This is a genomic window from Pararobbsia alpina, from assembly GCF_902859895.1.
In the GTDB taxonomy this organism is placed as follows: domain Bacteria; phylum Pseudomonadota; class Gammaproteobacteria; order Burkholderiales; family Burkholderiaceae; genus Pararobbsia; species Pararobbsia alpina.
Window position 1 is genome coordinate 171,344 of the sequence record NZ_CADIKM010000002.1, and the last position, 25,086, is coordinate 196,429.

Genomic DNA, 25,086 nt, shown 5'->3' on the forward strand with positions numbered 1-25,086 from the left:
GGCGTTCCCCGTTCAGCGAAGTTCGATCTCGGGCTTCGAGGTCGATCGCGTGCCTGCCTTCGGCGCATTGCTGCGGCCATGGTAGGTGTAGACCAATGAGAATTTCACCGCGTCGCTGAGATTTTTCCCAGCCGAGTGCAAGGTATTGCAGTGGAAGAACACCGCGTCGCCGGGCGCGAGCCGCGGCGATTCGGCCATGCGGATGATCTCCGAATTGTCAGCGCGATCGGCGCGGAAGAACTTCGCTTCATCGAAGCGATCGGCATCGAAGGCCATCCGGTGCGAACCCGGCACGAACCACAACGCGCCGTTATCGACCTCTTCTTCGCCAAGCGCGAACCACACCGAGACGAGATTCTCCTGCTCGAACGACCAGTAGCGGATATCGCGATGCCATCCAGTCAGGCTGCCATATAGCGGGTGCTTGGTCATCAGGCAGTTGTGATGCGCGCGCGACATCAGCGCCGGTTCGCCAAAGTAGGTTTCCATCCAGTCGCGCACGAGCGGCGAGGTGCCCCACTGCGCGAACACCGGATCGCGCGCATGGGCGTCGAGCAGGCGGCGCACCGTCTCGCCGCCGGCCGCGGCCCGCGAAGACGGTGCTCCCGGGTACTGGAGATCGGCTTCGAACTCCAGCGGCTCGGCGCGTGCGGCCAACTGCGCGCGTGCAACCTCGTTGAGTTTCGCGAGTGCATCAGCCGCCATGAACTGCGACACCACGACATATCCTTTTTCGCGCAGATGTGCGATCTGCTCGTTCACCGTCAACTGCCCTGCCATGACCTTTCAACCCCTTCTGTCCTGATGCCATGAAGGTATCACGTTCATCGTCCGCACAGAGGACCTGGCCTGTCCTCGCGAAAGAATCGAAGCGTGCACGAGCTTGCGCGCACGGCATCGCTCACGATGCAGGGCCTTGCAGCAGCGAGAGCAACAGGGTCTCGACAGTCCCCATCTGGACAGCGAGTGCGCGTGCCGCGGTCCGGGCGTCGTCGATGGCTTCGAGGTCGCCGAGCGCAGCCATCGCCCATCCTGAAAGCGCCGTCGCCGCGAGCTTCCAGGCAGGCATCGCGTTGTGCTCGGCAATGTCGAGTATCTCGGCGGTGTAATCGAGGGTCTGTTCGGAGGCGGCGCGCAACTGGCAGAGCACGCCCGCGCCGAGCAGCGCCTGCGCGAGCGTATGCGGATCGCCGACCCGGCGCGCGCGTTCGACGGCGAGTTCACCGGCCTCGAGCGCGGCCGTCTGATGGCCCGCCCGCCAGTGCGTGATCGACAACAGCGACCAGGCCATGGACCGCACATCGGCACCGAAGCTCAAGTCGACGATCTCGTCGGGCTGGGTCCGCAACGCGCCTTCGAAGGCACGCGTCGCGTGGCACAGGCGATCCTGGAGGAGATGCGCGACGCCCATCGCAAACCGCGCATAGGCACGCGGCACGGAAGCGTCCGTGTGCGCACGAGACTTGCGCACGGGCTGGGGCCTCCTGCCCGCTGGGCGCGTCGTATCGCCGGAGGACAGGGAAGACGGACGGGGCGCGACGGCCGAACGGCCGACCGGACTGGACACCTTCGAAGTCGCCGGAAGTCCCGAAGCGCTTTCCGTACGAGGTGTGGCCAAACCGGCTGCGTCAGCCGATCGGGCCGACTCGTTCGACAGGTCGAACAGCGCCAGCGTGGCCGGCTGCGGCTCGGCATCGAGTTCGCGCGCGAGGGCACGTCGGCACCGGTCGAGTTCATGAAGCGCCTCCTCGCGGCGGCCTGCCTGCATTAACAAGTCGATCAGCAACTGCCAGCCGGCCTCGTGATGCGGAGCGATATCGACCAGGCGCCGCGCATGCCCCAATGCATCGCCCAGTCTGCCGTGCTGCGCGCGCCCCCGTGCGAGCCGGCTCAGGGCGAGCACGAGACGCCGGACATAAGCTTCCCGCTGGCCATCGAGCCAGGCATCGAAGTCGGGCGCATCGTCAATCCGCAAACCTTGCAACAAGGGGCCGCGATAGAGATCAACCGCGCGCGCACACCGGTCGAGTGCATCGCGCCAGCCGCGCGCGACGCTCTCGGCTTCGACACCGACAGCAGGCGGAGGCGGCGGCGCGGGGAGCACCGGATCGGTATCGGCTTCGAATGCGAGCGCATCGACCCAGACCATCGACGAGGGCGCGAGCCGCACGACATGGCGATCGCCTTCGATGCAGCGATCGCCGAGCGCTTCGCGCAGTTCGAACAACATGCGCTTGAGTTTGTCGCGGCCCTGTGGAGTGTGCTCCTGAGGCCACAGCAAATCGGCCAGGCTGTCGCGCGTATGAAAGCCCGGTTCGAGTGCGAGATAGGCGAGCAGTGCACGCGCACGGTTGTACTTGAGTGCAGGCGCCGCTCCGGCCCGCTCGATACGAGGGGGTCCGAGCAGGAACAGCGACACGGTTGGCGCTGAGTGAGGCATGGATCGACACCGCGCGATCAGAGGGATGCGTAACGGGAACGGGAACTGCAAGAGTGGGCCACGGCGGAGTGCAGGCACCGTCAATCATTCTATGCAGCAATTATGATCGCGCGTAGAAATTTATCTGTCTCTAAAAAGCAGCAGAAGGTCCTTCGGGCACGCTGAACGCAATGGATCGTTCACGCAAATCGATTGCGCGGGGCGACATCCGCTCGACACAGCGCGGACATTGTGAAAAATTACACGAACGAGCGCGTGACTGCCGCTGTTACTTTTAGTTCTTTGGCTCTAAAGACGACTTGCGCGACAAGCCTAAGCGCCACCAAGCAACGCCTTGAGGCTCGCAAGTCTGTCTTTCGGGGTCATCGGTGCTTCGTCGGCCCCCGGCGGCGGCGCCTCGTCGAGCAGCATCTCCTTGATGAAGCGCGATGGCTCGCAGACGATGGTCTCCCTCGCACGCTTGCGCTTCTTGCAGTAAGTCAGATGCAGACTGCGTTGGGCTCGCGTGATCGCGACATACATGAGCCGTCGCTCTTCCTCGATGCGAGCATCGTCAACCGGTGCGTCATCATCGCTGCTCCCCCGGTGCGGCATGATGCCTTCCTCGCAGCCGACCAGGAAGACATGCGGATACTCGAGCCCCTTCGAAGCGTGCACCGTCGACAGCTTGACCGCATCGGGGTCTTCGTCGCGGCCTTCGAGCATCGACATCAACGCAACCGTCTGGATCAGGCCGAGCAGGTTTTTGCCCGTGTCGCCGAAGCCATCGGCGTTGTCATAGCCCGTGGCCTCTTCAGCCTCGACGGCACCCGTCTGAGCACCACCGCCCGCATCGATACCCGCGGCCTCGGGCTTCGTGCCCTTCTTCTTGAGCCACTGGAGGAACTCGAGCACATTGGTCCACTTGCCCTGCGCCTGCCGTTCGTCGAATGCGTCGTAGAGGTAGGCCTCATAGTGGATGCCGTCCATCATGTCGTCGAGCACGCTCGACGCCGGGTCATGTTCGGCGCGCGCGGTCAGGCGCTGGATGAAATCGCAGAACGCGCGCATCGGTTCGATCTGGCGGTCCGTCAGGCGCGCCGCGAGGCCGCCCATATAGACCGCTTCGAACAATGAGACCTTGGCCTGCCCTGCAAACGAACCCAAGGCCTCGAGCGTCACACTGCCAATACCCCGCTTCGGGGTCGTGATCGCCCGAATGAAAGCAGGATCGTCGTCGGGATTGGCGATCAGCCTCAGATACGCACAGAGGTCCTTGATCTCGGCCCGATCGAAGAACGAGGTGCCGCCCGAGAGAACATAGGGAATCCGTTCGCGCCGCAAGACCTGTTCGAAGATGCGCGCCTGAAAGTTGCCGCGATAGAGGATGGCATAGTCGCGAAACTGCGCGCGCCGCTCGAACTTGTGAGCGGAGAGCCGGAACACAACCGACTCGGCCTCGTGTTCCTCATCGTTGGCCGGCGTCACGCTGACCGAGTCGCCCATGCCGTGCTCGCTCCACAGCTTCTTCTCGAACAGCTTGGGGTTGTGCGCGATCACATTGTTCGCGGCGGTCAGGATGCGCAGCGTCGACCGGTAGTTCTGTTCGAGCTTGATCACGCGCAGGTTCGGAAAGTCCGTCTGCAACTGGCTCAGGTTTTCGAGCGTCGCACCACGCCAGCCGTAGATCGCTTGATCATCGTCGCCAACCGCGGTAAACGCCGCTCGCGGTCCGGCGAGCAGTTTGAGCAGTGAGTACTGACACGCATTAGTGTCCTGGTATTCGTCGATCAACAGATACCGGAGCCGGTTCTGCCAACGCTCGCGCACCGCCTCGTTCGCCGCGAAGAGTTCAGTCGGCAGCCGGATCAGGTCGTCGAAATCGACGGCCTGGTAGGCATGAAGCGTCGCGACATAGCTGCAATAGACGAGCGCGGCCATCTGCTCGTCTTCCGTCTGGGCGGCGGCGAGCGCCTGCTCGGGTACGACCAGGCCGTTCTTCCAGAGTGAGATCGCGTTCTGCACGCGGCGGATCAGTTGCTTGTCGGTCGTCGCGAGCTGCTCCTGGACCATCCCGAAGCAGTCATCCGAATCCATGATCGAAAACTGCGGCTTGAGGCCGACGTGTTCGGCTTCCTTGCGCAGGATCTGCACCCCGAGCGAGTGGAAGGTGCAGACCGTAATCTGTCCGACCGGCACCTTGCGGCCTTCCTTGCCCGGCGCCGACATCGTCTTGCCTTCGAGCAGCTTGCCGACGCGCTCGCGCATTTCCGCCGCGGCCTTGTTGGTGAATGTGACCGCCGCGATATGACGGGGCTCGAAACCCTTGTCGACGATCAGGTGCGCGATCTTCTGGGTGATCACGCGCGTCTTGCCGCTGCCCGCGCCGGCAAGCACGAGACAGGGGCCATCGAGATAACGCACACCCTCGTGCTGGGCAGGATTGAGACCGGCGGACATCGTTTAACAGGGATCGCGGCAAACGGGGCGTCGATGTTAACACGTGGCGCAAGCCAGCCGACCCGGTCCGTTCGGCCAGCATGCCGCCCCAAAAATCGCCGGCGAACCGATTTCACCCGCTAGTTCAACGAATTGACGACATGACGGATATGCCAGAATGGCAGCTAAGCTGCGAAGTTCCGCTAAAAAAATCACTCTTTTTTGATTCCCATGCTGAGAGTCGGTCTCGTCGGATACGGATTTGCCGGCGCCACGTTCCATGCGCCGCTGATCGAAGGTAGCGGGCGCGCGAGTGTCGCGGTCATTGTCACCTCGCAAGCCGTGCGCGCGCGCACGGACTGGCCGGGCGCGCGGATCACGGACTCTTTCGAGCACTTGCTCGCCGACGGGCAGGTTCCGCTCGTCGTGATTGCGACACCCAACGACACCCATTTCGACTATGCGCGCCGCGCGCTCGAGGCCGGCAAGCACGTCGTCGTCGACAAGCCCGTGACGCTGAGCGCGGCCGAAGCGCAGCAGCTCGCGACGCTGGCGGCCGCACGCGGCCTGCTGTTCGCGCCGTTCCACAACCGCCGCTGGGACGGCGACTTCCTGACCGTCAAGGCGCTGCTCGCCAGTGGCACGCTCGGGCGCATCACCTACTATGAGTCGCATTTCGACCGCTTCCGCCCGCTCGTGCGTCCGCGCTGGCGCGAGGAAGCGGCACGCGGCGGCGGTTTGCTCTATGACCTCGGGCCGCATCTGATCGACCAGGCGCTCGTGCTGTTCGGCACGCCGCAGACGGTCTATGCGAACGTGGCGACACGACGCGACGGCGGCACCGCCGACGATGTCGCCCATCTGCTGCTCGGTTATGCGCATCACGACGTCGTGCTCCATGCCAGCGTGCTGGCCGCCGCGCCGACCCCGCGCTACCTGATTCACGGTACGCGAGGCAGCTATACGAAGTTCGGCCTCGACGGCCAGGAAGATCAGCTGAGAGCTGGCCTGCGCCCGGGCGATGCGGGCTGGGGAAGCAATCCGCCGGGTCGACTGCGGACCGTCGACGGCGTGCTCGAATTCGAAGGTGAACTCACGACGCTCAACGGCGAGTACGCGTCGTACTACGCAGCCGTCGCCGACAGCATCGAACAGGGCGTGCCGTTTCCGGTCACGCCCGCCGAGGCGGTCGACGTCATGACCGTGATCGAACTCGCGCGCGCGAGCCATGAACAGGGGCGGCGCCTGCCGTTCGAACGGGCCGCCACATCATGACGACCGACTTCGATTTCGATCCTGCGTCGATGCGCGCGGGTGACCCTCGTTCGACGACCTCGCGCAAGGCGCTGCTCACGCGCCTGCGCCAATCGCAGTATTCAGAAGAAAAATACCTGCGCGCCCAGGAAAACGGCGATGCCCCGCCGCAGCGGCCGAGCGTCTCGCCGCGCGGCGAGCCGCCGCGCGACTGGGATGTGATCGTGATCGGCGGCGGGGCGACCGGGCTCGGCGTTGCAGTCGACGCGGTCAGCCGCGGCTTTCGGACCCTCCTGCTCGAACAGCGCGACTTCGCGAGCGGCACGTCGAGCAAGGCGACCAAACTCGTCCATGGTGGCGTGCGCTATCTCGCGCAACGCAATTTCCCGCTCGTCAAGGAAGCGCTTCACGAGCGCGGCCTACTGCTGAAGAACGCTCCGCATCTGGCCCAGCCGCTCGGTTTTGTCGTGCCCGCCTACCGGTTCCTCGAGAAACCGCTCTATCAGATCGGACTCAAGGTCTACGACTTCCTCGCCGGGCCGTTGAACCTCGGGCGAAGCCGGGGGCTGTCGCGCGACAAGACTCTGGAAGCGGCGCCCACGCTCGCCGGCGAGCATCTGCGCGGCGGCGTGCTCTATTACGATGCGCAGTTCGACGATGCACGGCTGGCGATTGCCCTCGCACGCACGGTGTTCGATCAGGGCGGCCTCGCGCTCAACTACATGCGCGTGTCGGGTTTTCTCAAGTACCAGGACCCGAACTTCCCGCTCTCTACTCAACGGATCTCGGGCGTCGAGACCGTCGACGTGGAAACCGGCGAGACGTTTCGCCTGACCGCGCATTGCGTCATCAATGCGACCGGCGTCTGGGTCGATGGCATGCGCGAACTCGACGACGCCAACGCCCATGCAATGGTCAAGCCGAGCCAGGGCACCCATCTCGTACTGTCGCGCGAGTTCCTGCCCGGCGATGCGGCGATCCTGGTGCCGCGCACCGAGGACGGCCGCGTGCTGTTCGTGGTGCCCTGGCTCGGCCACACGCTGATTGGTACGACCGACACGCCGCGCAGCGATCTCGCGCTCAAGAACCCCACCGACCCGGCACCGCTCGAAGACGAAATCGACTTCATTCTCGAGGCCGCCGCGCGCTACCTGACCCGCGCGCCGGGCCGCAGCGACGTGCTGTCGGCCTGGGCCGGGTTGCGCCCGCTCGTGAAGGAGGCCGAGGCCAGCAAGACGCCGACCTCCAAGTTATCGCGCGAGCATACGATTGCGGTCTCCCCCTCCGGGCTTCTGACTGTGACGGGCGGCAAGTGGAGCACCTATCGGAAGATGGCCGAGGACGTGCTCGATGCCGCGTTCGTCGCACACCTGCTCGAAGTGCGGCCGTGCGAGACCGAGGCGCTGCGGCTGCACGGCGCGCCGAAGCCGGACGCATCGCCCGGTGCGACACCGGGCCGTGCGGCGGCGAGCAGGCATGTGGCCGCGGGCATGTCTGCATTCGCCGCTCCGGCACCCGACATCGTGGACAAGGCGGACCGGCCGGACGACACAGACGCTGCGCCAGCCGACACTCCGGCGGCAGCTGCGGCCGAAGGCAGCCTGGTATCCGGCGATCCGGGCGGCGGCACGGCATCCTCCCGCGCACCGGCAAACCACCATCCGGACCTTGCTATCTACGGCACGGACGCCGCGCTGGTCGCCAGTCTCGAAGGTGCGGACGAGCCGATCGTGCCGCAATTCGATCTCACGATTGCGCAGGTTCGTTACGCGGCGCGCTGTGAATTTGCGCGCACCGTCGAAGACGTGCTCGCGCGCCGCCACCGCGGCCTGCTGCTCAATGCGCGCGCGGCGCTCGCGGCGGCCCCGCGCGTCGCGCTGACACTCGCCACCGAGCTCGGCCACTCGCCGGTCTGGATCGAGAAGCAGCTGAAGGAGTTTGCGAAAATCGCCGAACCCTATCGGGTGACACGGCGCGAAGGCGATCTGCCGCCGCCGTCGGGCCTTCCCTCTCAGCCGGCGCCGGATCGTCTGCCGGACACCCTGCCGGCCTCGCCGGTGCAGGTGCCGGCCGAGACCGATCTCGAACCGTCGATGCTGCGCTCCAATTGACACCAGCAGGGCCGCTGACATAAAGTCGCGTGGCGCGTCGGGAGAGCGCGGCGGATCGGACGATCCGCTGCCGCCGAAGGGGAACACCCGCAAACTCTCAGGCAAAAGGACCGTCGCGCCGAAAACCCGAAACGTCTCACTCGCCAGACCCGGATCGACTGAATCGATCCCGACGCTCGCGAAGCAAGCGTTTCACCCGGTTTTTGCATCTCTGGAGAGCGGCAGCGGCCAGCGCCCGCATGATCGACGCGCAGGCCGGCTGCCCACCGAAGGGGCAAGCGCAGCGGCGAACCGGATGGAACACCATCCGGCCAGCCAGGTCGAGTGAGCCGCCAGGCTCACGGGACCGCGCCATCTCTCAGGTAAAAGGACAGAGGGGATCATGCTTCGGCCGCATTGCGGCCGGGCACCCCTTTGAATTCCTTATGGGTGCCTATTTGCTTCCTTATAGGTACCGTATTGCCTGAGCCGCGACCCTGATGACCGATCTCAAACAGACTCCGCTGAACGCTCTGCATCGTGCCGCGAACGCCCGCATGGTCGATTTCGGCGGTTGGGAGATGCCCGTCAACTACGGCTCCCAGATCGACGAGCACCGGGCAGTGCGCACTGACGCCGGCATGTTCGATGTCTCGCACATGTGCGTCGTCGACCTCGTCGGACCCGCCGGTTCCGATACCGTGCGGCGCTTCCTCCGTACCGCCGTCGCCAACAACGTGGACAAACTCACGACCCCGGGCAAGGCGCTTTACTCGTGCATGCTGAACCCGCAAGGCGGCGTGATCGACGACCTGATCATCTATTTCTTCCGCGACGATTTCTTCCGTCTCGTCGTCAATGCCGCCACGGCGGACAAGGATCTTGAATGGCTCGGCCGCCTCAACGCCGAAGGCGACTTCGGCCTGACGCTGACGCCGCGCCGCGACTTCGCGCTGATCGCCGTCCAGGGCCCGAACGCGCGCGCCAGGGTCTGGCAGGCATTGCCCTCCGTACGGTCCGCGACTGAAAACCTCAAGCCCTTCAACGCCGCAGTCATCACCGATACCCCTTTCGGCGAGGCCATGGTCGCGCGCACCGGCTATACGGGTGAAGACGGCTTCGAGATCGCCCTGCCCGCGCGGCGCGCGGCGGAGTTCTGGCAAGCGCTGGCCGCCGCCGGCGTCCGCCCGTGCGGCCTCGGTGCGCGCGATACCCTGCGTCTCGAAGCGGGCATGAATCTCTACGGTCAGGATATGGATGACGCCGTCTCGCCGCTCGATGCGGGCCTCGCGTGGACGGTCGAACTCGCCTCGGCACGCGACTTCGTCGGCAAGGCCGCGCTGCGCCCCGACGCGGCACAGGGCTTTGTCGGTCTGATCCTGCGCGAGGCGGGCGGCGTGCTGCGCGCGCACCAGAAAGTCGAGACTGCGCATGGCGACGGCGAAATCACGAGCGGCACGTTCTCGCCTTCGCTTCAACAGTCGATCGCGTTTGCGCGCGTGCCGGCAGGCGTCCGGGCCGGCGACGAGGTCAAAGTACGAATTCGCGACAAGGCATTGTCCGCCAGCGTCGTTAAACTGCCATTCGTGCGCAATGGCAAGGCGCTCGTTTCCTGACAGCCGGTCTCCCCGAACAAACGATCAAGGAATCACCATGACCATCCCAGCAGATCTGAAATACACCGAATCCCATGAATGGGTGCGCCTCGAAAGCGACGGCAGCGTCACGATCGGCATTACCGACCACGCGCAGGAAGCCCTCGGAGACATCGTCTTCCTCGAACTGCCGGAGGCTGGCAAGACCGTCAGCGCGGGTGACGCGATCGCCGTCATCGAATCGGTCAAGGCCGCTTCGGATATCTACGCGCCGCTTTCGGGCGAGATCGTCGAGGCCAACGTCGCGCTGGCCGGCACGCCCGATCAGGTCAACAGCCAGCCCTATGGCTCGTGGCTCTTCAAGTTGAAGCCGACGGATGCCGCCGCACTGGACAAACTGCTGTCGGCCGAGGCCTACGGCGAATCGATCGGCGAATAAGCCCCCAAGCCCCGTAAGCGGTGCGCGGCCACCCGCCTCGCCCCGACGCCGCGCCGGGGCCGCCAATCCGGTGGCCTCCTCCTTACACATGCGGGGCGAATCGGCGGGCAAGCTCAACCCGATAAGGGGCCACCCAGCCATCAGGACCTTGCCATGAAGCTCGAAAACCCGAATCCGCACGACCACGACTCGGTGCCGGCGCACCTTTCCGGGCGCCCGTCGCTGCGCGCGCTCGAACGCCACGACGCATTCGCCGAACGCCATATCGGCCCCGATTCCGCCGAACAGCGCGAGATGCTCGCCGCGCTCGGCTTCTCATCGCGCGACGCGCTGATCGATGCGGTGATCCCCGCCGATATCCGCCGCGGCGATACGCTACCGCTCGGCCCGTTCACCGAGCCCAAGAGCGAAGCCGAGGCACTCGCCGCGCTGCGCCGGCTTGCTGACAAAAACGAGGTCTTCAAGACGTATATCGGCCAGGGCTACTACGGCACGCATACACCGGGCGTGATCCTGCGCAACGTTCTCGAGAACCCCGCCTGGTACACCGCCTACACGCCGTACCAGCCCGAGATTTCACAGGGCCGGCTCGAGGCCCTGCTCAATTACCAGCAAATGGTCACTGACCTGACCGGCCTGGCGATCGCCAACGCATCGATGCTCGACGAGGCGACCTCGGCCGCCGAGGCGATGACGCTGGTCCATCGCGTCGGCAAACCCAAGTCCAATGTGTTCTTCGTCGCCGACGACGTGCTGCCGCAGACGATCGAAGTCGTGCGCACTCGCGCCGAACCGCTCGAAATCGAAGTCAAGGTCGGACCCGCTTCGAATGCAGCCGCCTCGAACGCATTCGGCGTGCTGCTCCAGTATCCGGGCGTGAACGGCGATGTGCGCGACTATCGCGAGCTGGCGCTGGCCGTTCATGCGGCCGGCGGCCACGTGATCGTCGCCGCTGACCTGCTCGCGCTGACCTTGCTCACGCCACCCGGCGAGTGGGGCGCCGACGTCGCAATCGGCAACTCGCAACGCTTTGGCGTTCCGCTCGGCTTCGGCGGCCCGCATGCGGCCTATCTGGCGGTGCGCGACGAATTCAAGAGACAGATGCCAGGCCGTCTGGTCGGCGTGACGGTCGACGCGCAGGGCCGGCCGGCGCTGCGGCTCGCCTTGCAGACCCGCGAACAGCATATCCGCCGTGAGAAGGCGACCTCGAATATCTGCACGGCACAGGCGCTGCTCGCAATCATGGCCAGCATGTATGCGGTCTATCATGGTCCGGCAGGCTTGTGCGGTATCGCTACGCGCGTGGCGCGCATGACCGCGATTCTCGCCGCCGGCCTGCGCCAGCTCGGCTATCCGATCGTCAACGACAGCTTCTTCGACACGCTGACGCTCACGTCCGCCGCACACACGGACGCCCTGCACGCCGCCGCAGCAGCACGCCGGCTGAACCTGCGTGCGATCGACAGCCGCACGGTCGGCATCTCGCTCGACGAAACGACCACCCGTGCCGACCTGCTCGATCTCTGGGGCGCGTTCGCCGAAGCGGCGAATGTCAATCCCCTCCTGGCCGCCGATATCGACGCGTTGGACGCCACTGCGCAGGACGGTTTCGACGCCTCGCTGCGCCGCGCGACCCCGTTCCTCGCGCATCCGGTCTTCAACCGCCATCACAGCGAGCACGAGATGCTGCGCTACCTGCGCAGCCTCGCCGACAAGGACCTCGCGCTCGACCGCACGATGATTCCGCTCGGCTCGTGCACGATGAAGCTCAACGCGACCTCGGAAATGCTGCCGGTGACGTGGCCCGAATTTGCGAACATTCACCCGTTCGCGCCCGCTTCGCAGACCGTCGGTTATCGCGAGATGGTCTCGCAGTTGGAGGCGATGCTGGTCGCCGCCACGGGCTATGCCGCCGTCTCGCTGCAGCCCAATGCGGGCTCGCAAGGCGAATACGCGGGTCTGCTCGTGATCCGCAAATACCACGCCTCGCGCGGCGAAGGCCATCGCGATGTCTGCCTGATTCCAGCCTCGGCGCACGGCACCAATCCGGCCTCCGCACAGATGGCCGCGATGCGCGTGGTGGTGGTCGCCTGCGACGCGAACGGCAACGTCGACCTTGCCGACCTGCGCGCAAAGGCCGCCCAGCATGCGGACCGGCTCGCGGCGATCATGATCACCTACCCGTCCACGCACGGCGTGTTCGAGCAGAACGTGCGCGAGATCTGCGAGATCGTGCATGCGCACGGTGGCCAGGTCTACGTCGACGGCGCGAACATGAACGCAATGGTCGGCCTGTCGGCGCCGGGCCAGTTCGGCGGCGACGTGTCGCACCTGAACCTGCACAAGACCTTCTGCATTCCCCATGGCGGCGGCGGGCCCGGCGTCGGTCCGATCGGCGTGGGCGCACACCTCGCGCCCTTCCTGCCTAACCAGTTGTCGACCGGCTACGTGCGTGGCGAACAGGGCATTGGCGCGGTCTCGGCCGCGCCCTACGGTTCGGCGGCGATCCTGCCGATCTCGTGGATGTATATCGCGATGATGGGCGCGAGCGGCCTGAAGGCCGCCACCGAAAACGCGATTCTCAGTGCGAACTATCTCGCGAAGCGGCTTTCGCCCCACTTTCCCGTGTTGTATGCCGGCCCCGGCGGTCTCGTCGCACACGAATGCATCATCGACCTGCGGCCGATCAGGGACAGCAGCGGAATCACCGTCGATGACGTCGCCAAGCGTCTGATGGACTATGGCTTTCATGCGCCGACCATGAGCTTTCCGGTACCGGGTACCCTGATGATCGAGCCGACCGAGTCGGAACCGAAGATCGAGCTCGACCGCTTCATCGACGCAATGACCGCGATCCGCGAGGAAATTCGTGCCGTCGAAGCGGGCCAGGCCGATCGCGAGGACAATCCGCTGCGCCACGCGCCCCACACGGCCGCCGTGGTGAGCGCGGATGCCTGGCCGCATGCGTATTCGCGCGAAGCGGCGGCCTACCCCGTCGCCTCGCTGCATGCGAACAAGTATTGGCCGCCCGTCGGCCGCGCCGACAATGTCTATGGCGACCGCAACCTGTTCTGTTCGTGCATTCCCGTGTCCGACTACGCCCAGGGTTGATGAACACGCTGGCCGACGGCGACAAGCCGCCGGCCAGCGGTTAACATCACAGGCGTCGGACTATCCGGCAACGGGAGATAGGTGCATGGTGGTGGTCAGCAAGATCTTGGCGCGGCAGGTGCGCGCCATACGGCAACGATATTTCCGTATGACCCTGGGCGCCGCCTTCGCGGCGGGCGTCCTGCTGTCGACGGCCGCCCAGGCCGCGATGAATTTTTGTGCGGCCCCCGCCTTGCAGAACGGCGAACGCGAAGATGCGAACTCGAGCGTCCACGCGATGATCGTCGAGGCACAGACGCACATGAACGACGTGCCCCACCCGCTGCCGCGTCTGCATACCGAGGGCACCCTGCCGCACGAGGGCATCCACGACGAATCCGTGGTTGCCGAGCGGGAACTCGACTTGATGCGCGACACCGCGCTCGCATGGCGCGCGACCGCCGACCCGCGCTTCCTGAAGATGGTCGACCGCTTCCTGCTGGCGTGGGTCAAGACCTACACGCCGAGTTTCAATCCGATCGACGAAAGCCACTTCGATTCGCTGATCCTTGCCTATGACCTGACCGCGAGTGCGCTGAGCGCCTCGACGCGCAACGCGACGATCAATTTCCTGCAGACGCTGGGCAACGGCTATATCACCCGGATCGACAATGCCAAACGGCCGCTCGACAGCACGTTTTCGAACAACTGGCAAAGCCATCGCGTCAAGCTCATCGCGATGAGCGCCTTCGCGCTCGACGACCGCAAGATGATCGAAGCCGCGCGGCGACTGTTTGCATCGCAGTTGCAGAACAATATCGGCGGCGACGGCCAAGTGCTCGACTATGACGAGCGCGACGCGATCCACTATGTCGTCTACGACCTCGAGCCGCTGACCATGGCCGCCCTTGCCGCCCGACGCCATCGGATCGACTGGCTGACCCAGCGCGCGCCGAATGGAGCAACCCTGCAGGCGGCGCTGAACTGGCTGGTGCCCTATGCGACGGGCAAGCAGAGCCACGACGAATTCGTTCATTCGAAGGTGCCGTTCGACGGGGCGCGCCGCGACGCCGGCGTACCCGGCTTCGGCGGCCCCTGGGACCCCAAGAACGCGGCCACGCTGTTTTACCTCGCTTCGCGGCTCGACAAACGCTATCTGCCGGTCGCGCAGCATCTCGCGGCGAAGCCGCCGGCCTGGCTCGGTGTCTGTCTGCCGACACCCGAGTGAGCTCATAAAGGAGTGGTGATGGCCGTCAGTGTGTTCGACCTCTTCAAGATCGGTATCGGTCCTTCGAGCTCCCATACGGTTGGACCGATGCGGGCTGCGCTGCTGTTCGCCGAAGCGCTCGAACGCGAAGGCCTTGCCGCGCAGGTGGCCTCCCTTCGCGTCGAACTCTACGGATCGCTTGGTGCGACCGGCAAAGGTCACGGCACCGATCGGGGCGTGATGTTCGGCCTGTCCGGCGAGGCCCCCGACACCATCGATCCGGCGACGCTCGGGCCCCGTATCGCCGCCATCCGCGAGAGCGGCACGCTCTATCTGCTCGGCCGCTATCCGGTTCGGTTCAATGAACGCGAACACATCGTGTTCTACCGGCAAGCCCTGCCCGAACATCCGAACGGCCTGAAGCTCTACGCCCGCGACGCGGCCGGCGAACTCCTGCGCGCTTCGACCTACCTGTCGGTCGGCGGCGGCTTCGTGGTGACCGCGAGCGCACCTAACGTCAAAGTGCTCGCCGCCGCCGAACAGTTGCCCCATTCCTTTACAAGCGGCGACGAATTGCTTGCCCTCTGCGAGCACAAGCAACAGAGCATCGCGGAGCTCATGTGGGACAACGAACGTGTCTGGCGCAGCGACGCAGAGATTCGCGGCGGCTTGCTGAAGATCTGGGGCGTGATGCAGGCGTGCGTGTCACGCGGCTGCGGGATCGACAACCCCGATGCGGACAAGGAACTGCCGGGGCCTTTTCACGTGCGGCGGCGCGCGCCGCAACTCTACCGCGCACTGCGCGAGAACCCCGAGGCGGCGTTGCGCGATCCTTTGTCCATGGTCGACTGGATCAACCTCTATGCGATCGCCGTCAACGAGGAAAATGCCGCGGGCGGACGCGTCGTCACGGCACCGACCAATGGCGCGGCCGGCATCATCCCGTCCGTGCTTCACTACTACACGCGATGCGTGCCGAATGCGACCGATGACGGCGTGATTGATTTCCTGATGACGGCGGCCGCGATCGGCATCCTCTACAAGCTCAATGCCTCGATCTCCGGCGCCGAAGTCGGCTGCCAGGGCGAAGTGGGCGTTGCCTGCTCGATGGCCGCCGCCGGGCTCGCGGCCGTGCTCGGCGGCACGCCCAGGCAAGTCGAGAACGCTGCCGAAATCGGCATGGAACACAATCTCGGCCTCACATGCGACCCGGTCGGCGGACTTGTCCAGATTCCCTGCATCGAACGCAATGCAATGGGTGCGATGAAAGCCGTCAATGCCGCGCGCATGGCGATGCGCGGCGACGGCAGTCACTGCGTATCGCTCGATTCGGTGATCAAGACCATGCGCGAGACCGGCGCGGATATGAAGACGAAGTATAAGGAAACGTCGAGGGGCGGGTTGGCGGTGAATATCGTCGAGTGTTGAAGTCGCCGTCATGCAGGGCGTACCCAGCGTTGCCGCCATCCCTGTGCGAATAGGGGGCACTTTCGTTCACTGTTCGGCATTTGAATCCGCAGTTTTGCAAAACATAATCGCTTCGCATGGACCGGGAAGTGGATATGGTAAAAACAATAGTGATTGTCGGAGCGGGGTTCAGCGGTACGGCTTTGGCCGTCAACCTTTTGCGAAGCGGTCATGCAAAGACGCCGCGTGTGATTCTGATCAATCGCTCCGGACGTATGGCGCGAGGTGTTGCATACGGGACCAATGATAGCCGCCATCTACTCAATGTTCCCGCGGGAAATATGAGCCTGTTGCCCGATCAGCCGGACGGGTTCGTCGAATATTGCAGGCGCGTGGATCCGTCGATTACGCCAAAGTCATTCGTGTCGCGCGAAATTTACGGAAACTACCTGGAGCAATCTCTCACCGATGTCGAATGTCGGAACTCATCCGGTTCAGGGTTGACTCGCGTGGTCGGGGAGGTCGTACGCATCGAATCCATGGTGATGGCCGATTCACAACAGACGGCGGCCATCCACCTTCGCGATGGCAACACCCTTCATGCCGATCACGTTGTTTTGGCATGCGGCAATTTTGCGCCAGCCAGTCCGCCGCTTGAAGATTCCTCGTTTTATTCGAGCAAGCGCTATATTCGCGACCCGTGGCAGTCCGGTGCGCTTGCAACGATACCCACACACGAGAAGGTGCTGCTGATCGGTACAGGTCTGACCGCTGTTGATGTTGCGCTGAGGTTCGCAGGCGAAAACCCATCGCGCCTCTGTTACGCGGTTTCCCGCCGCGGCCTGATGCCGCAGGCGCACCGTTCGATGGACAAAGCGCCCGTGCAGTTCGATGCATCGCCACTGGTGAGGGAAATGGGAGTGCATGTACGAGGCTATGTCCGCGCACTGCGTCAGCAGATCGCGCTCCACGCACGCGACGGCCTCGACTGGCGTGACATCGTCGCAGCGCTACGGCCTCATACGTCTGCGCTATGGACACGACTTTCGGAAGCCGAACGCCGTCGCTTTCTGCGGCATGTCCAACCCCATTGGGATGTTCACCGACACCGTACGGCTCCAGAATCCCATCAAAACTTCAAAACGCTAGTCACGAATGGGACGCTACGGACGCTAGCCGGCAATCTCCTGCGGATCCGGGAGGAGGGCAACTCAATCCGCGTAGCAATTCGGCTGCGCGGGACAACCAACGAGACGTCGGTCGAAGTGGGCTATGTCGTCAATTGCACCGGTCCCAATTCCGATGTGAGGAGGGTCGACGATCCGCTGATCCGGCAATTGATAACGGACGGCGTCATGTCCGCGGATCCGAACGGAAGCGGAGTCGAGGTCACCGAGGACTATCAACTGGTCAGCTCGCAGGGGCAGTGCAACGACGTGATTCGATATGTGGGTCCCCTGTTGCGGGCTCGCTATTGGGAAGCCACGGCTGTGCCGGAGTTACGGCAACACGTACAACAGTTGGCGAATATCTTGTCCATCGCGCGGACCGGAGTGCGCGTGACAGCCGCTTGACGTTCCTGGGGGTGGCAACGGGCTGTCCGATAAAGTTGTGATTTTCCACACGCCAATTGGCACGCCAAACAAGAACGGTTTTACATCGCTGTTCGACATTTCAGCGATATATTCGACCGCGCATAATATCTCAAACTCAAGTGAGTGGGATCCGCATCGCAATTGAGATGGGTCTTAAGCACAGCCTGGAAAACCGTAGAATATTCTAGATGATGCAAGTACCAATCGACGACATCATGGGCCTGAATGCCACGCAACTCGGGCCGCAACGTCCGCCGGACGTTCACTGGCAGGCACTTGAGGTCACGGCACGTTCGCGCGCCGCGTTAAGCGGCAACCAGCCATGCGTCCTCTGGTTCACCGGCCTTTCCGGTGCAGGAAAGTCAACGATTGCCAATCTGGTCGAGAAACAGTTGCACGCTGCCGGACGACCGACTTATCTGCTCGATGGCGACGATTTGCGGCATGGGCTGAACAGTGATCTCGGCTTCTCGCATGCGGACCGATCGGAAAACATCCGGCGCGTCGCAGAGGTTGCGAAATTGATGGTCGATGCCGGCCTGATCGTGCTGGTATCGCTGATTTCACCGTTCCGCGCCGAGCGGCGTCGCGCACGCGAGTTGCTTGCGCCCGGCCAATTCATCGAAATCTTTGTTGACACGCCGCTGGCGTTAGCCGAGGAGCGCGATCCCAAAGGGCTGTACAAGAGAGCGCGGCGAGGTGAACTAAAAAACTTTACCGCCATCGATTCGCCCTACGAGCGACCGGAGAATCCGGAAATTGTCGTCGACACGACGCAATGCCATGCATCCGCGTCGGCACTCCAGGTGCTGTCTGTTCTTCGACGGGTGTGGGTTTGATGAGAACCCATCTAGCTTGAAGTGGCCTAGGCACCGTAGCGCTGACCGTCGTGGACAGATGCCCCGACGAGAGGGCCCTCGTTGTCGTCACCCTGGTCAATGGCAACCTGCCATAACGGTCCCAATGAATGCCATCGCGCGATTTGATATGACCCGGGTCAGAAATTGACCCCTAAAGTCCATCTTGTTCCCGCGATTGGGGCGTCACAGCCGCCGCTAAGCTCCCTGTCCATGGCAAGGTCCGCGTAGCGCGATCGCGCGCGGCATACGCATACATGCGCCGGCGGCAAATTTCACACAGGAACCGCTTCAATGGCTACAGTCAGTATTCTCATTCCCGCATTCAAGCCCGATTACCTCTCGAAAGCCCTGTCCAGCGCGTGTTGTCAGACCTTCAAGGACATTGAGATACTCGTCGCCGACGACACAGTCGATGGCAAGCTTCGCGACATCGTCACCGCCATCGACGACCCGCGCGTCCACTACTTTCATCATGGCTTTCAGGACGGTCTGCGTAATTCACACGAACTATGGGTTCGCGCGAACGGCGAATACGTCAAGTGGTTGTATGACGACGACTTCCTTTTACCGACTTCAGTCGAAGCGCTGATCGGGGCGCTTCGCAAGCATCCGGACTCGGCACTGGCTTTTCACGATCGTGTTTTCATCGACAGCAACGACAATGTCACTGAAGCCCCCCCTGCCTTGATCAGCGGGAGTGCAGGCGTCGGACTTCTCGAGCGCTCTTTCCTGACACAGCAGATGGTCGGGAAGATGCGCAACTTCATTGGAGAGCCTAGCAACATGATGCTGGTGCGGGACAAAGTCGACATGTCGTCGGTGATGACATACCGTTCACACGAGTTCAAGTTCTTGACCGACGCCGCAATGTTGTTGAATCTCGCCGAACGCGCGCCGCTTGTGGCAGTGCGCGGCTACCTGAGCCGTTTTCGGCGCCACGCCGCGCAGCAGTCCGGCCAGCAAAGCCCGATCATGAGCGCGAGCTTCTACGAATGGGAATTGCTCACGCGCGGCGAGGCTGCAACCGGCCATCTCGTTGGCGATGCGCTTGCCGAGGCAAGAGACCGCCTGAAACAGCTCTATGCTCATGCAATTGGGAATCTGCATCTCAGGGAGCTCGAACCGTTGCTGGCCAACCTCGATGAGTTGACCGAAAGCGCCCCGGCAATGTTGCTTGAATCGCCGCGCTTTCTGGCAGATCTTGCAAATGTGCAAGCCGTTGTGAAGGCGCGCATGCAGGCAGCGCCGGTGCCTGCTCCTGCCGTAAGCGAGTCCCACGCCATTTCCGCAACACCGGAACCGAGACTACGGACCCGTTCAAGCGGGCCACAACTCAATGGATTCATCATCGGCACAGGTCGATCTGGCACCACCATGTTGGCTTCGATTCTCAACGCCCATCCTCAACTCTGCGTGCCCCCGGAAATTCAAATTCTGTTTCAGTATGCGGGCAATGGTATGCGGCTGCATGAAGTGTTTGAAGCTGGATTGCATTTTGGGGCCGACGCCAATTTTTTTATTCAACTGGTTCAGCAGCGGTGCCCACATAATCTTCAAAACTACTTCGATTACCCAAGCTTCTTTCGGAATTTGAAGTATCCGGTACTCAGTTTGAAGGAGCTGATGGGCCAGTTTTACGCCGAAATTGCAAAATCAAACGGGAAGGCGATCTGCATCGAGCAGACGCCGTGGTATGGTCAGCGTATCGACATCCTGACTGAATTGTTTCCTCGTGCGAAATACATTCACATGGTTCGTGATGGCCGCGATGTGGCGATCTCGTTTTCCAGAACACCATGGTGGCACAAAAATATTGAACACAACCTGCTTCGTTGGGCCGCCGAGATAAATAAAATCAATTCTTCGTGTGCGCTCATGTTGAAACCTGAACAGGTTCTCGTCGTTCGCTACGAAGATTTTGTTGAACAAACCGAAAGTGAAGTAAAAAAAATATGCGAGTTTCTCGGTGTTCAATATGACAGATCAATGTTAGAGCCGCAGTCCAACATTGACTACAATCAGTTCGGGAAGTCAAGCGCCGCCAGTTTTTCGTCGGCTGCCATGACCAAATGGGCGGTATCGAAGTCCAGTGTCGTTTTCAAGGACAGTGCGCGGGCTTGGACTCGCTACCCCGACTATGATTTTTCGGTCATCCCCGAGCAAGTGACCACATGCTTGAACAATTTTGGCTACACCGATTGAATAGAATCGCCACCAAATCTCACTATGCAGTCGGGAGGCGACGTGGTTGGTGAGAATCAAGACGCATCACGCAGGTAGACGATAGACGCCGCACCCGAATTCGGGTCTGTACATCGAGCGAATGCGCCCCCTTCGCCGATCATTCGTGCGCGGCGCCTTCATCTCGAGGGTCAGCGCCTGTCCGATGCGGCTATGTCCTGGCCCCGGCCTGATCCCGATACAGATAGAGTACATCGCGATCGACGCGCCGAAGATGTTGCCCGCCGTCGACGGTGAAATCCACGCCGTTGTAGGCCGACCCGATCAGCAATTCGATCGCCTGCGCGAGGTCTTGCGGACCGGCAATTCGTGCAAGCGGTGTTGCGTGACGGCTTGCGTATTCGAAGTCTTCGATTGACTGATCATCGCTGGGCAGCGTCAGCCCCGGATAGATCGCATTGACTCTCAATATCGGATGGGCCGATAGCGCGAGCATCTTGGTCAAATTGCCGAGTGCAGCCTTGCCAACCGTATAGCTGAAATGATCCGCCTGGAAATTGTCGCGAACCTTCTGGTCGATCACGTTGATGACGACGCCCGTCGTTCCGGCAGATTGCGCACGGCGGTACAACGCGCGCGTCAATAGGAGCGGTGCACGACCATTGGTCGCCCAGGCGCGATCGAACGCGTCGACATCGAAATCCGCAAGGGAATCCTGCGTAAACACTGATGCACAATTGACCAGCACGTCCAGCCCGCCGAAATACTCAAATGCGCGCGTGACCAGCGAATCGGCCTGCGCCGCGACAGCGAGGTCTGCCTGCAATGCGCACGCCCGCTGTCCGCACGCGACGATTCCCGCGACCACTTCCTGCGCTTCGCGTGACGATGACTTGTAGTGCACGCAGACGTCGTAACCTCGCGCGCCGAACCATTCGGCGACGATACGCCCAATGCGTCTCGCAGCACCCGTAACGAGAATGACCTTACCGCCCATTTCCGACTATGCCCCCCTGTCGACCCCGACTAACGCCCCGGCTCAATGGGTGAGCGTACATGAAATGAACAGAATTTCGGCCGCTGTTCCGAAGAATGCTCTGACCCACACGCCGTAATATTGATACTCAAGAGCTTCTCCGGGCCAAATGGCCGCTGTCCGCATGCGGACAACTCATTGAGTCTCGTTGCGTAGCATATTGAGGAATTCGTGATCGAATTCCGATAGTTCGTGATGGTATCGCAACGAAGCGCATCGACAGATTTCCAACGTGAATATCCTCCTTTTAAACGACGAGTTCTATACCACTGGGGCGAGCAGCGCCCTTTACAACCTCGGTGTCCACCTCAAGAATGCGGGGCACACGGTCTCGGTCATGCCACGCGTTGACGGTGATGGCGAGATCCGCCTGCGGTTCCAGGAAGCCGGTATTCCCATCGTCACCAATTCGACGAATACTGAACTTGTCATAGCGAACACGATCTCGCAGGGCGAAACCGTCGGCCGCTTCGGCACCTCGTTGCCGATCATCTGGTGGCTACATGAAGCCGAGGTCGGACGCCATATGATCATGCAGAATCCGACACTCGCCGACGGATTCCGCAAGGCCGCCCATATCGTGCTGCAGACGGATTTCCAGCGAGAAGTCTATCGTTCCTTTCTGTTCGATACCCGGACCGAAGTCAGCGTCGTGCCGTTCTGGAGTGAAGCCGTCTATCGGGAGCGCCCGGTACGCAAGGCCTCCCGCAACGGTAAGCGGCGTATCGTCGCGATCGGCACGATCGAGCCGCGCAAGCGTATCGCCGACATCATGATGGCGGTGGAGAATCTGCACGACAAGAAGCTCATCGAGTGCACGTTCATCGGCAAGGACTACAACATGCTCCCGCCGTCTGCCGTCGCACTCGCCCAGAAAAACCCCGACCGATATCGTTTCGTGGGCGAGATGTCGGCCAAGGACACGCTCGAACAACTCGCATCCGCAGACGTCTTCGTGCTCGCAAGCGAAAGTGAATCACAACCGCTCTCGCTGTTCGAGGCGTTCGAGCTCGGCGTGCCCGTCTGTCTCTCATCACTGGAGACCTATCGACATGTCGGCATCATGCACGGCGTCCACGGGCTGATGCACCCCATGGGTAACATTCCCATGCTGACGGCCAATTTCAGGACCCTGCTCGGTGATTCGATCGTCCGCGGCCAGCTCATCCAGGCCGGCAAGAAGCTCATCGATGAAAAACGGCAGACTGACTGGAAGATTACTTTCGAGCGAGTCATCGAAAGCGTCTGGAATCGGCGCACGACTCGCGCTTGAACGCCGCCCCAACCAGCGACGACTCGAGGATCCGGCACCCTGAAAACCAAGATGAAAGTAGTGGACGGGTGCGATGGTCATTCAGCGGAATTGGCTGTCTTTCGGGCACCTTATTCATCGATCGGACACGAGCCCAAGGCATCACACTGTTTCGCAAATGGCCGCCGGTATGCACCCGGTCCAACAACGCTCCCTGACGGGCAGGCCGCCCTGAGATGAAAGGCCCATATGGACACGTTCATACCCGTAACGCAGCCGCACTTGCCACCGCTCGACGAATTTCTCCCCTATCTGGAGAAAATCTGGGAAAGCAAGCTGGTGACCAACGGGGGGCCGTTCCACGCACAGCTCGAGCAATCGCTTTGCGAATACCTCGGCGTGGAACACATCTCGCTCTTTTCCAATGGCACGCTCGCTCTCATCACCGCCTTGCAGGCGATGAAGATCACCGGCGAGGTCATCACCACACCCTTCAGTTTCGTCGCCACCACACACGCGCTGCACTGGAATGGCATCCGGCCCGTCTTCGCCGACATCGATCCGGTGAGCATGAACCTCGATCCGGAGAAGATCGAGGCGGCGATCACACCGCAGACCACCGCGATCCTTCCGGTTCATGTGTACGGTAATCCATGTGAGGTCGAGGCCATCGAACGGATCGCCGATACCTACGGCCTGCGCGTGCTGTACGACGCGGCCCACGCATTCGGTGTGCGCAAGAATGGGCGCTCGGTGCTGGAGTTCGGTGACATGTCGGTGCTGAGCTTTCACGGCACGAAGATCTTCAACACCTTCGAAGGGGGCGCGATCATCTGCCAGGACGCGAAGACGAAGCGTCGTATCGACAACCTGAAAAACTTCGGCTTTGTTGACGAAGTGACAGTGATCGGTCCGGGCATCAACGGCAAGATGAACGAAGTCCAGGCTGCGTTCGGGCTGCTGCAACTAAAGCACATGGAGCATATCGCCGCGTCTAGGGCGCGTATTGCCGAGCGCTACCGTGCGGCGCTGCAGAACGTCAGGGGCCTAATGCTGCACGATATACCGTCGCACAGCACCCGCAACCACTCGTACTTTCCGGTGCGCATCACGCAGGAGTTCCCGATTCCCCGCGACACACTGTATGACGAGTTCCGCGCCCAGAATATCTTGGCACGGCGTTATTTCTATCCACTGATCAGTGAGTTTCCGACGTACCGGGGACTGCAGTCCGCCGCGCGTTCCAACCTGCCGGTTGCCGTCGAAATCTCACGGCAGGTGCTGTGCCTGCCGATCTACCCCGCGCTCGACGCTCAGACGCAGGACCGGATCATCGATATCGTGTTGGCCACGGCCGGCCTGAAGCAGCATGCAAGCTGAACGCAGACTGGCGATCATGCAGCCGTACTTCTTTCCGTACCTCGGCTACTTTCAGCTGATGGCGAAAGTCAACGCATTCGTCCTATACGACGACGTCAACTTCATCAACCGCGGCTGGATCAACAGGAACCGGATCAACATCAACGGCGCGGCGCACATGCTGACGGTTCCGCTGCAGCACGCGAGCCAGAACCAGCTCATCTGCGATATCGCGATGAGCGACGACTCCGCCTGGCGCAACAGGATAGTCAAGTCGATCCAGCAGGCGTACGCGCGCTCGTCGCAGTTTCAGCGCGTCTTTCCCCTTGTCGAACGCATCGTCCATCACCCTGCGAATAGTCTTGCCGATTATCTGCTGCACGGCCTGACCTGTTTACGCGATCACCTCGGCCTGAAGACCGACATCGTCGCGACGTCGCGGCGCTATGGAAACGCCGATCTGAAAGCGCAAGCGAGAATTGTCGACATCTGCCTGCGCGAAAATGCCAACCTGTATATCAATTCCATTGGTGGCCTCGAACTGTACGACCGCACGCATTTCGAGCAACAGGGCCTCAAGTTGGCGTTTCTGACGCCGGCGTTGCAACCGCATTCCGACGCCGGCGCCGCATTCATCCCCGGCCTGTCGATCATCGATGTGCTAATGCACAATGATGCCGCGTCCGTCGGTGAGCATCTCCAGGGTGGAACACTGTCATGAGCAGTCACTATCAAGCGATCATTCGCCACTAGGAAAACTGCCCCGCACAGTTCGGCGATTCCCACGGTGGCGTCGACTGGCCGAACGCGACCGACGCGACGAAGCGCTAGAGGGTGATGCTCGATCTCGTGTGCAAGGTCTG

General features: G+C 62.4%; 15 protein-coding genes, 2 pseudogenes and 2 riboswitches. Of the genes and pseudogenes, 13 read left to right on the forward strand and 4 right to left on the reverse strand.

What is annotated here, in order from left to right; all coding sequences use genetic code 11:
• Positions 1-12 precede the first annotated feature (12 nt).
• The 3 genes from HV670_RS02930 to HV670_RS02940 all read right to left on the reverse strand — a co-directional run bounded on the left by HV670_RS02930 (position 13) and on the right by HV670_RS02940 (position 4,879).
• Positions 13-780, reverse strand: coding sequence for a phytanoyl-CoA dioxygenase family protein (locus tag HV670_RS02930; RefSeq protein WP_175103142.1), 768 nt, complete (start codon positions 778-780; stop codon positions 13-15).
• Between the two features lie 121 nt (positions 781-901).
• Positions 902-2,440 carry an AfsR/SARP family transcriptional regulator gene (locus HV670_RS02935; protein ID WP_175103143.1) on the reverse strand — a complete coding sequence of 513 codons (1,539 nt, stop codon included), beginning with the start codon at positions 2,438-2,440 and terminating at the stop codon, positions 902-904.
• A 312-nt stretch (positions 2,441-2,752) separates the two neighbouring features.
• Complete coding sequence (locus HV670_RS02940) at positions 2,753-4,879, reverse strand: UvrD-helicase domain-containing protein (RefSeq protein WP_175103144.1); 2,127 nt, start codon at positions 4,877-4,879, stop codon at positions 2,753-2,755.
• 210 nt (positions 4,880-5,089) lie between these two features.
• On the opposite strand from HV670_RS02940, the gene HV670_RS02945 reads away from it, so the two are divergent.
• The 10 genes and pseudogenes from HV670_RS02945 to HV670_RS02995 all read left to right on the forward strand — a co-directional run bounded on the left by HV670_RS02945 (position 5,090) and on the right by HV670_RS02995 (position 20,597).
• A complete protein-coding gene (locus tag HV670_RS02945; protein ID WP_425511375.1) occupies positions 5,090-6,133 on the forward strand; it encodes an oxidoreductase in 1,044 nt (347 codons plus the stop codon).
• Positions 6,134-6,249: 116 nt separating this feature from the next.
• Positions 6,250-8,028: pseudogene (locus HV670_RS30810) on the forward strand (glycerol-3-phosphate dehydrogenase/oxidase); the annotation flags it as partial.
• A gap of 223 nt (positions 8,029-8,251) precedes the next feature.
• Positions 8,252-8,346: riboswitch (glycine riboswitch) on the forward strand.
• A gap of 78 nt (positions 8,347-8,424) precedes the next feature.
• Positions 8,425-8,607: riboswitch (glycine riboswitch) on the forward strand.
• 95 nt (positions 8,608-8,702) lie between these two features.
• Positions 8,703-9,818: a glycine cleavage system aminomethyltransferase GcvT gene (gene gcvT / locus HV670_RS02960; protein ID WP_175103146.1), complete on the forward strand. Its 1,116-nt coding sequence runs from the start codon at positions 8,703-8,705 to the stop codon at positions 9,816-9,818.
• A gap of 37 nt (positions 9,819-9,855) precedes the next feature.
• Complete coding sequence (gene gcvH / locus HV670_RS02965; protein WP_175103147.1) at positions 9,856-10,236, forward strand: glycine cleavage system protein GcvH; 381 nt, start codon at positions 9,856-9,858, stop codon at positions 10,234-10,236.
• A gap of 153 nt (positions 10,237-10,389) precedes the next feature.
• Positions 10,390-13,347, forward strand: a complete 2,958-nt coding sequence (gene gcvP / locus HV670_RS02970; protein ID WP_175103148.1) for an aminomethyl-transferring glycine dehydrogenase — start codon at positions 10,390-10,392, stop codon at positions 13,345-13,347.
• A 91-nt stretch (positions 13,348-13,438) separates the two neighbouring features.
• On the forward strand, positions 13,439-14,554 hold the full coding sequence (locus HV670_RS02975; protein WP_425511378.1) for an alginate lyase family protein: 1,116 nt from the start codon (positions 13,439-13,441) through the stop codon (positions 14,552-14,554).
• An 18-nt stretch (positions 14,555-14,572) separates the two neighbouring features.
• A complete protein-coding gene (locus HV670_RS02980; protein WP_175103150.1) occupies positions 14,573-15,961 on the forward strand; it encodes an L-serine ammonia-lyase in 1,389 nt (462 codons plus the stop codon).
• Positions 15,962-16,095: 134 nt separating this feature from the next.
• On the forward strand, positions 16,096-17,514 hold the full coding sequence (locus HV670_RS02985) for an FAD/NAD(P)-binding protein (protein ID WP_175103151.1): 1,419 nt from the start codon (positions 16,096-16,098) through the stop codon (positions 17,512-17,514).
• 227 nt (positions 17,515-17,741) lie between these two features.
• Positions 17,742-18,374: pseudogene (cysC, locus tag HV670_RS02990) on the forward strand (adenylyl-sulfate kinase); the annotation flags it as partial.
• A gap of 312 nt (positions 18,375-18,686) precedes the next feature.
• Positions 18,687-20,597, forward strand: a complete 1,911-nt coding sequence (locus tag HV670_RS02995; protein ID WP_175103153.1) for a sulfotransferase — start codon at positions 18,687-18,689, stop codon at positions 20,595-20,597.
• A gap of 190 nt (positions 20,598-20,787) precedes the next feature.
• Here HV670_RS02995 and HV670_RS03000 read toward each other — a convergent pair whose 3' ends face one another.
• The gene (locus HV670_RS03000; RefSeq protein WP_175103154.1) at positions 20,788-21,573 is read right to left on the reverse strand and encodes an SDR family oxidoreductase; all 786 of its coding nucleotides are present in this window, start codon (positions 21,571-21,573) and stop codon (positions 20,788-20,790) included.
• Between the two features lie 271 nt (positions 21,574-21,844).
• Between HV670_RS03000 and HV670_RS03005 the strand changes: the two genes are divergently transcribed.
• From HV670_RS03005 to HV670_RS03015, 3 genes are all read left to right on the forward strand, one after another.
• Positions 21,845-22,885 carry a glycosyltransferase family 4 protein gene (locus HV670_RS03005; RefSeq protein ID WP_175103155.1) on the forward strand — a complete coding sequence of 347 codons (1,041 nt, stop codon included), beginning with the start codon at positions 21,845-21,847 and terminating at the stop codon, positions 22,883-22,885.
• Positions 22,886-23,113: 228 nt separating this feature from the next.
• Positions 23,114-24,244 carry a DegT/DnrJ/EryC1/StrS family aminotransferase gene (locus tag HV670_RS03010; protein ID WP_175103156.1) on the forward strand — a complete coding sequence of 377 codons (1,131 nt, stop codon included), beginning with the start codon at positions 23,114-23,116 and terminating at the stop codon, positions 24,242-24,244.
• The gene (locus HV670_RS03015) at positions 24,234-24,944 is read left to right on the forward strand and encodes a WbqC family protein (protein WP_175103157.1); all 711 of its coding nucleotides are present in this window, start codon (positions 24,234-24,236) and stop codon (positions 24,942-24,944) included. Before HV670_RS03010 ends, HV670_RS03015 begins: the two co-directional genes overlap by 11 nt.
• Positions 24,945-25,086: the final 142 nt, after the last annotated feature.

Bases quoted from the DNA above. Each gene is read 5' to 3' on its own strand.
- HV670_RS02935 (WP_175103143.1), bottom strand. From the start codon at position 2,440: ATGCCTCACTCAGCGCCAACCGTGTCGCTGTTCCTGCTCGGACCCCCT.
- gcvP (WP_175103148.1), top strand. From the start codon at position 10,390: ATGAAGCTCGAAAACCCGAATCCGCACGACCACGACTCGGTGCCGGCG.
- HV670_RS02980 (WP_175103150.1), top strand. From the start codon at position 14,573: ATGGCCGTCAGTGTGTTCGACCTCTTCAAGATCGGTATCGGTCCTTCG.
- HV670_RS02940 (WP_175103144.1), bottom strand. From the start codon at position 4,879: ATGTCCGCCGGTCTCAATCCTGCCCAGCACGAGGGTGTGCGTTATCTC.
- HV670_RS02985 (WP_175103151.1), top strand. From the start codon at position 16,096: ATGGTAAAAACAATAGTGATTGTCGGAGCGGGGTTCAGCGGTACGGCT.
- gcvT (WP_175103146.1), top strand. From the start codon at position 8,703: ATGACCGATCTCAAACAGACTCCGCTGAACGCTCTGCATCGTGCCGCG.
- HV670_RS03010 (WP_175103156.1), top strand. From the start codon at position 23,114: ATGGACACGTTCATACCCGTAACGCAGCCGCACTTGCCACCGCTCGAC.
- HV670_RS03015 (WP_175103157.1), top strand. From the start codon at position 24,234: ATGCAAGCTGAACGCAGACTGGCGATCATGCAGCCGTACTTCTTTCCG.
- HV670_RS02995 (WP_175103153.1), top strand. From the start codon at position 18,687: ATGGCTACAGTCAGTATTCTCATTCCCGCATTCAAGCCCGATTACCTC.
- gcvH (WP_175103147.1), top strand. From the start codon at position 9,856: ATGACCATCCCAGCAGATCTGAAATACACCGAATCCCATGAATGGGTG.
- HV670_RS02945 (WP_425511375.1), top strand. From the start codon at position 5,090: ATGCTGAGAGTCGGTCTCGTCGGATACGGATTTGCCGGCGCCACGTTC.
- HV670_RS03000 (WP_175103154.1), bottom strand. From the start codon at position 21,573: ATGGGCGGTAAGGTCATTCTCGTTACGGGTGCTGCGAGACGCATTGGG.
- HV670_RS02930 (WP_175103142.1), bottom strand. From the start codon at position 780: ATGGCAGGGCAGTTGACGGTGAACGAGCAGATCGCACATCTGCGCGAA.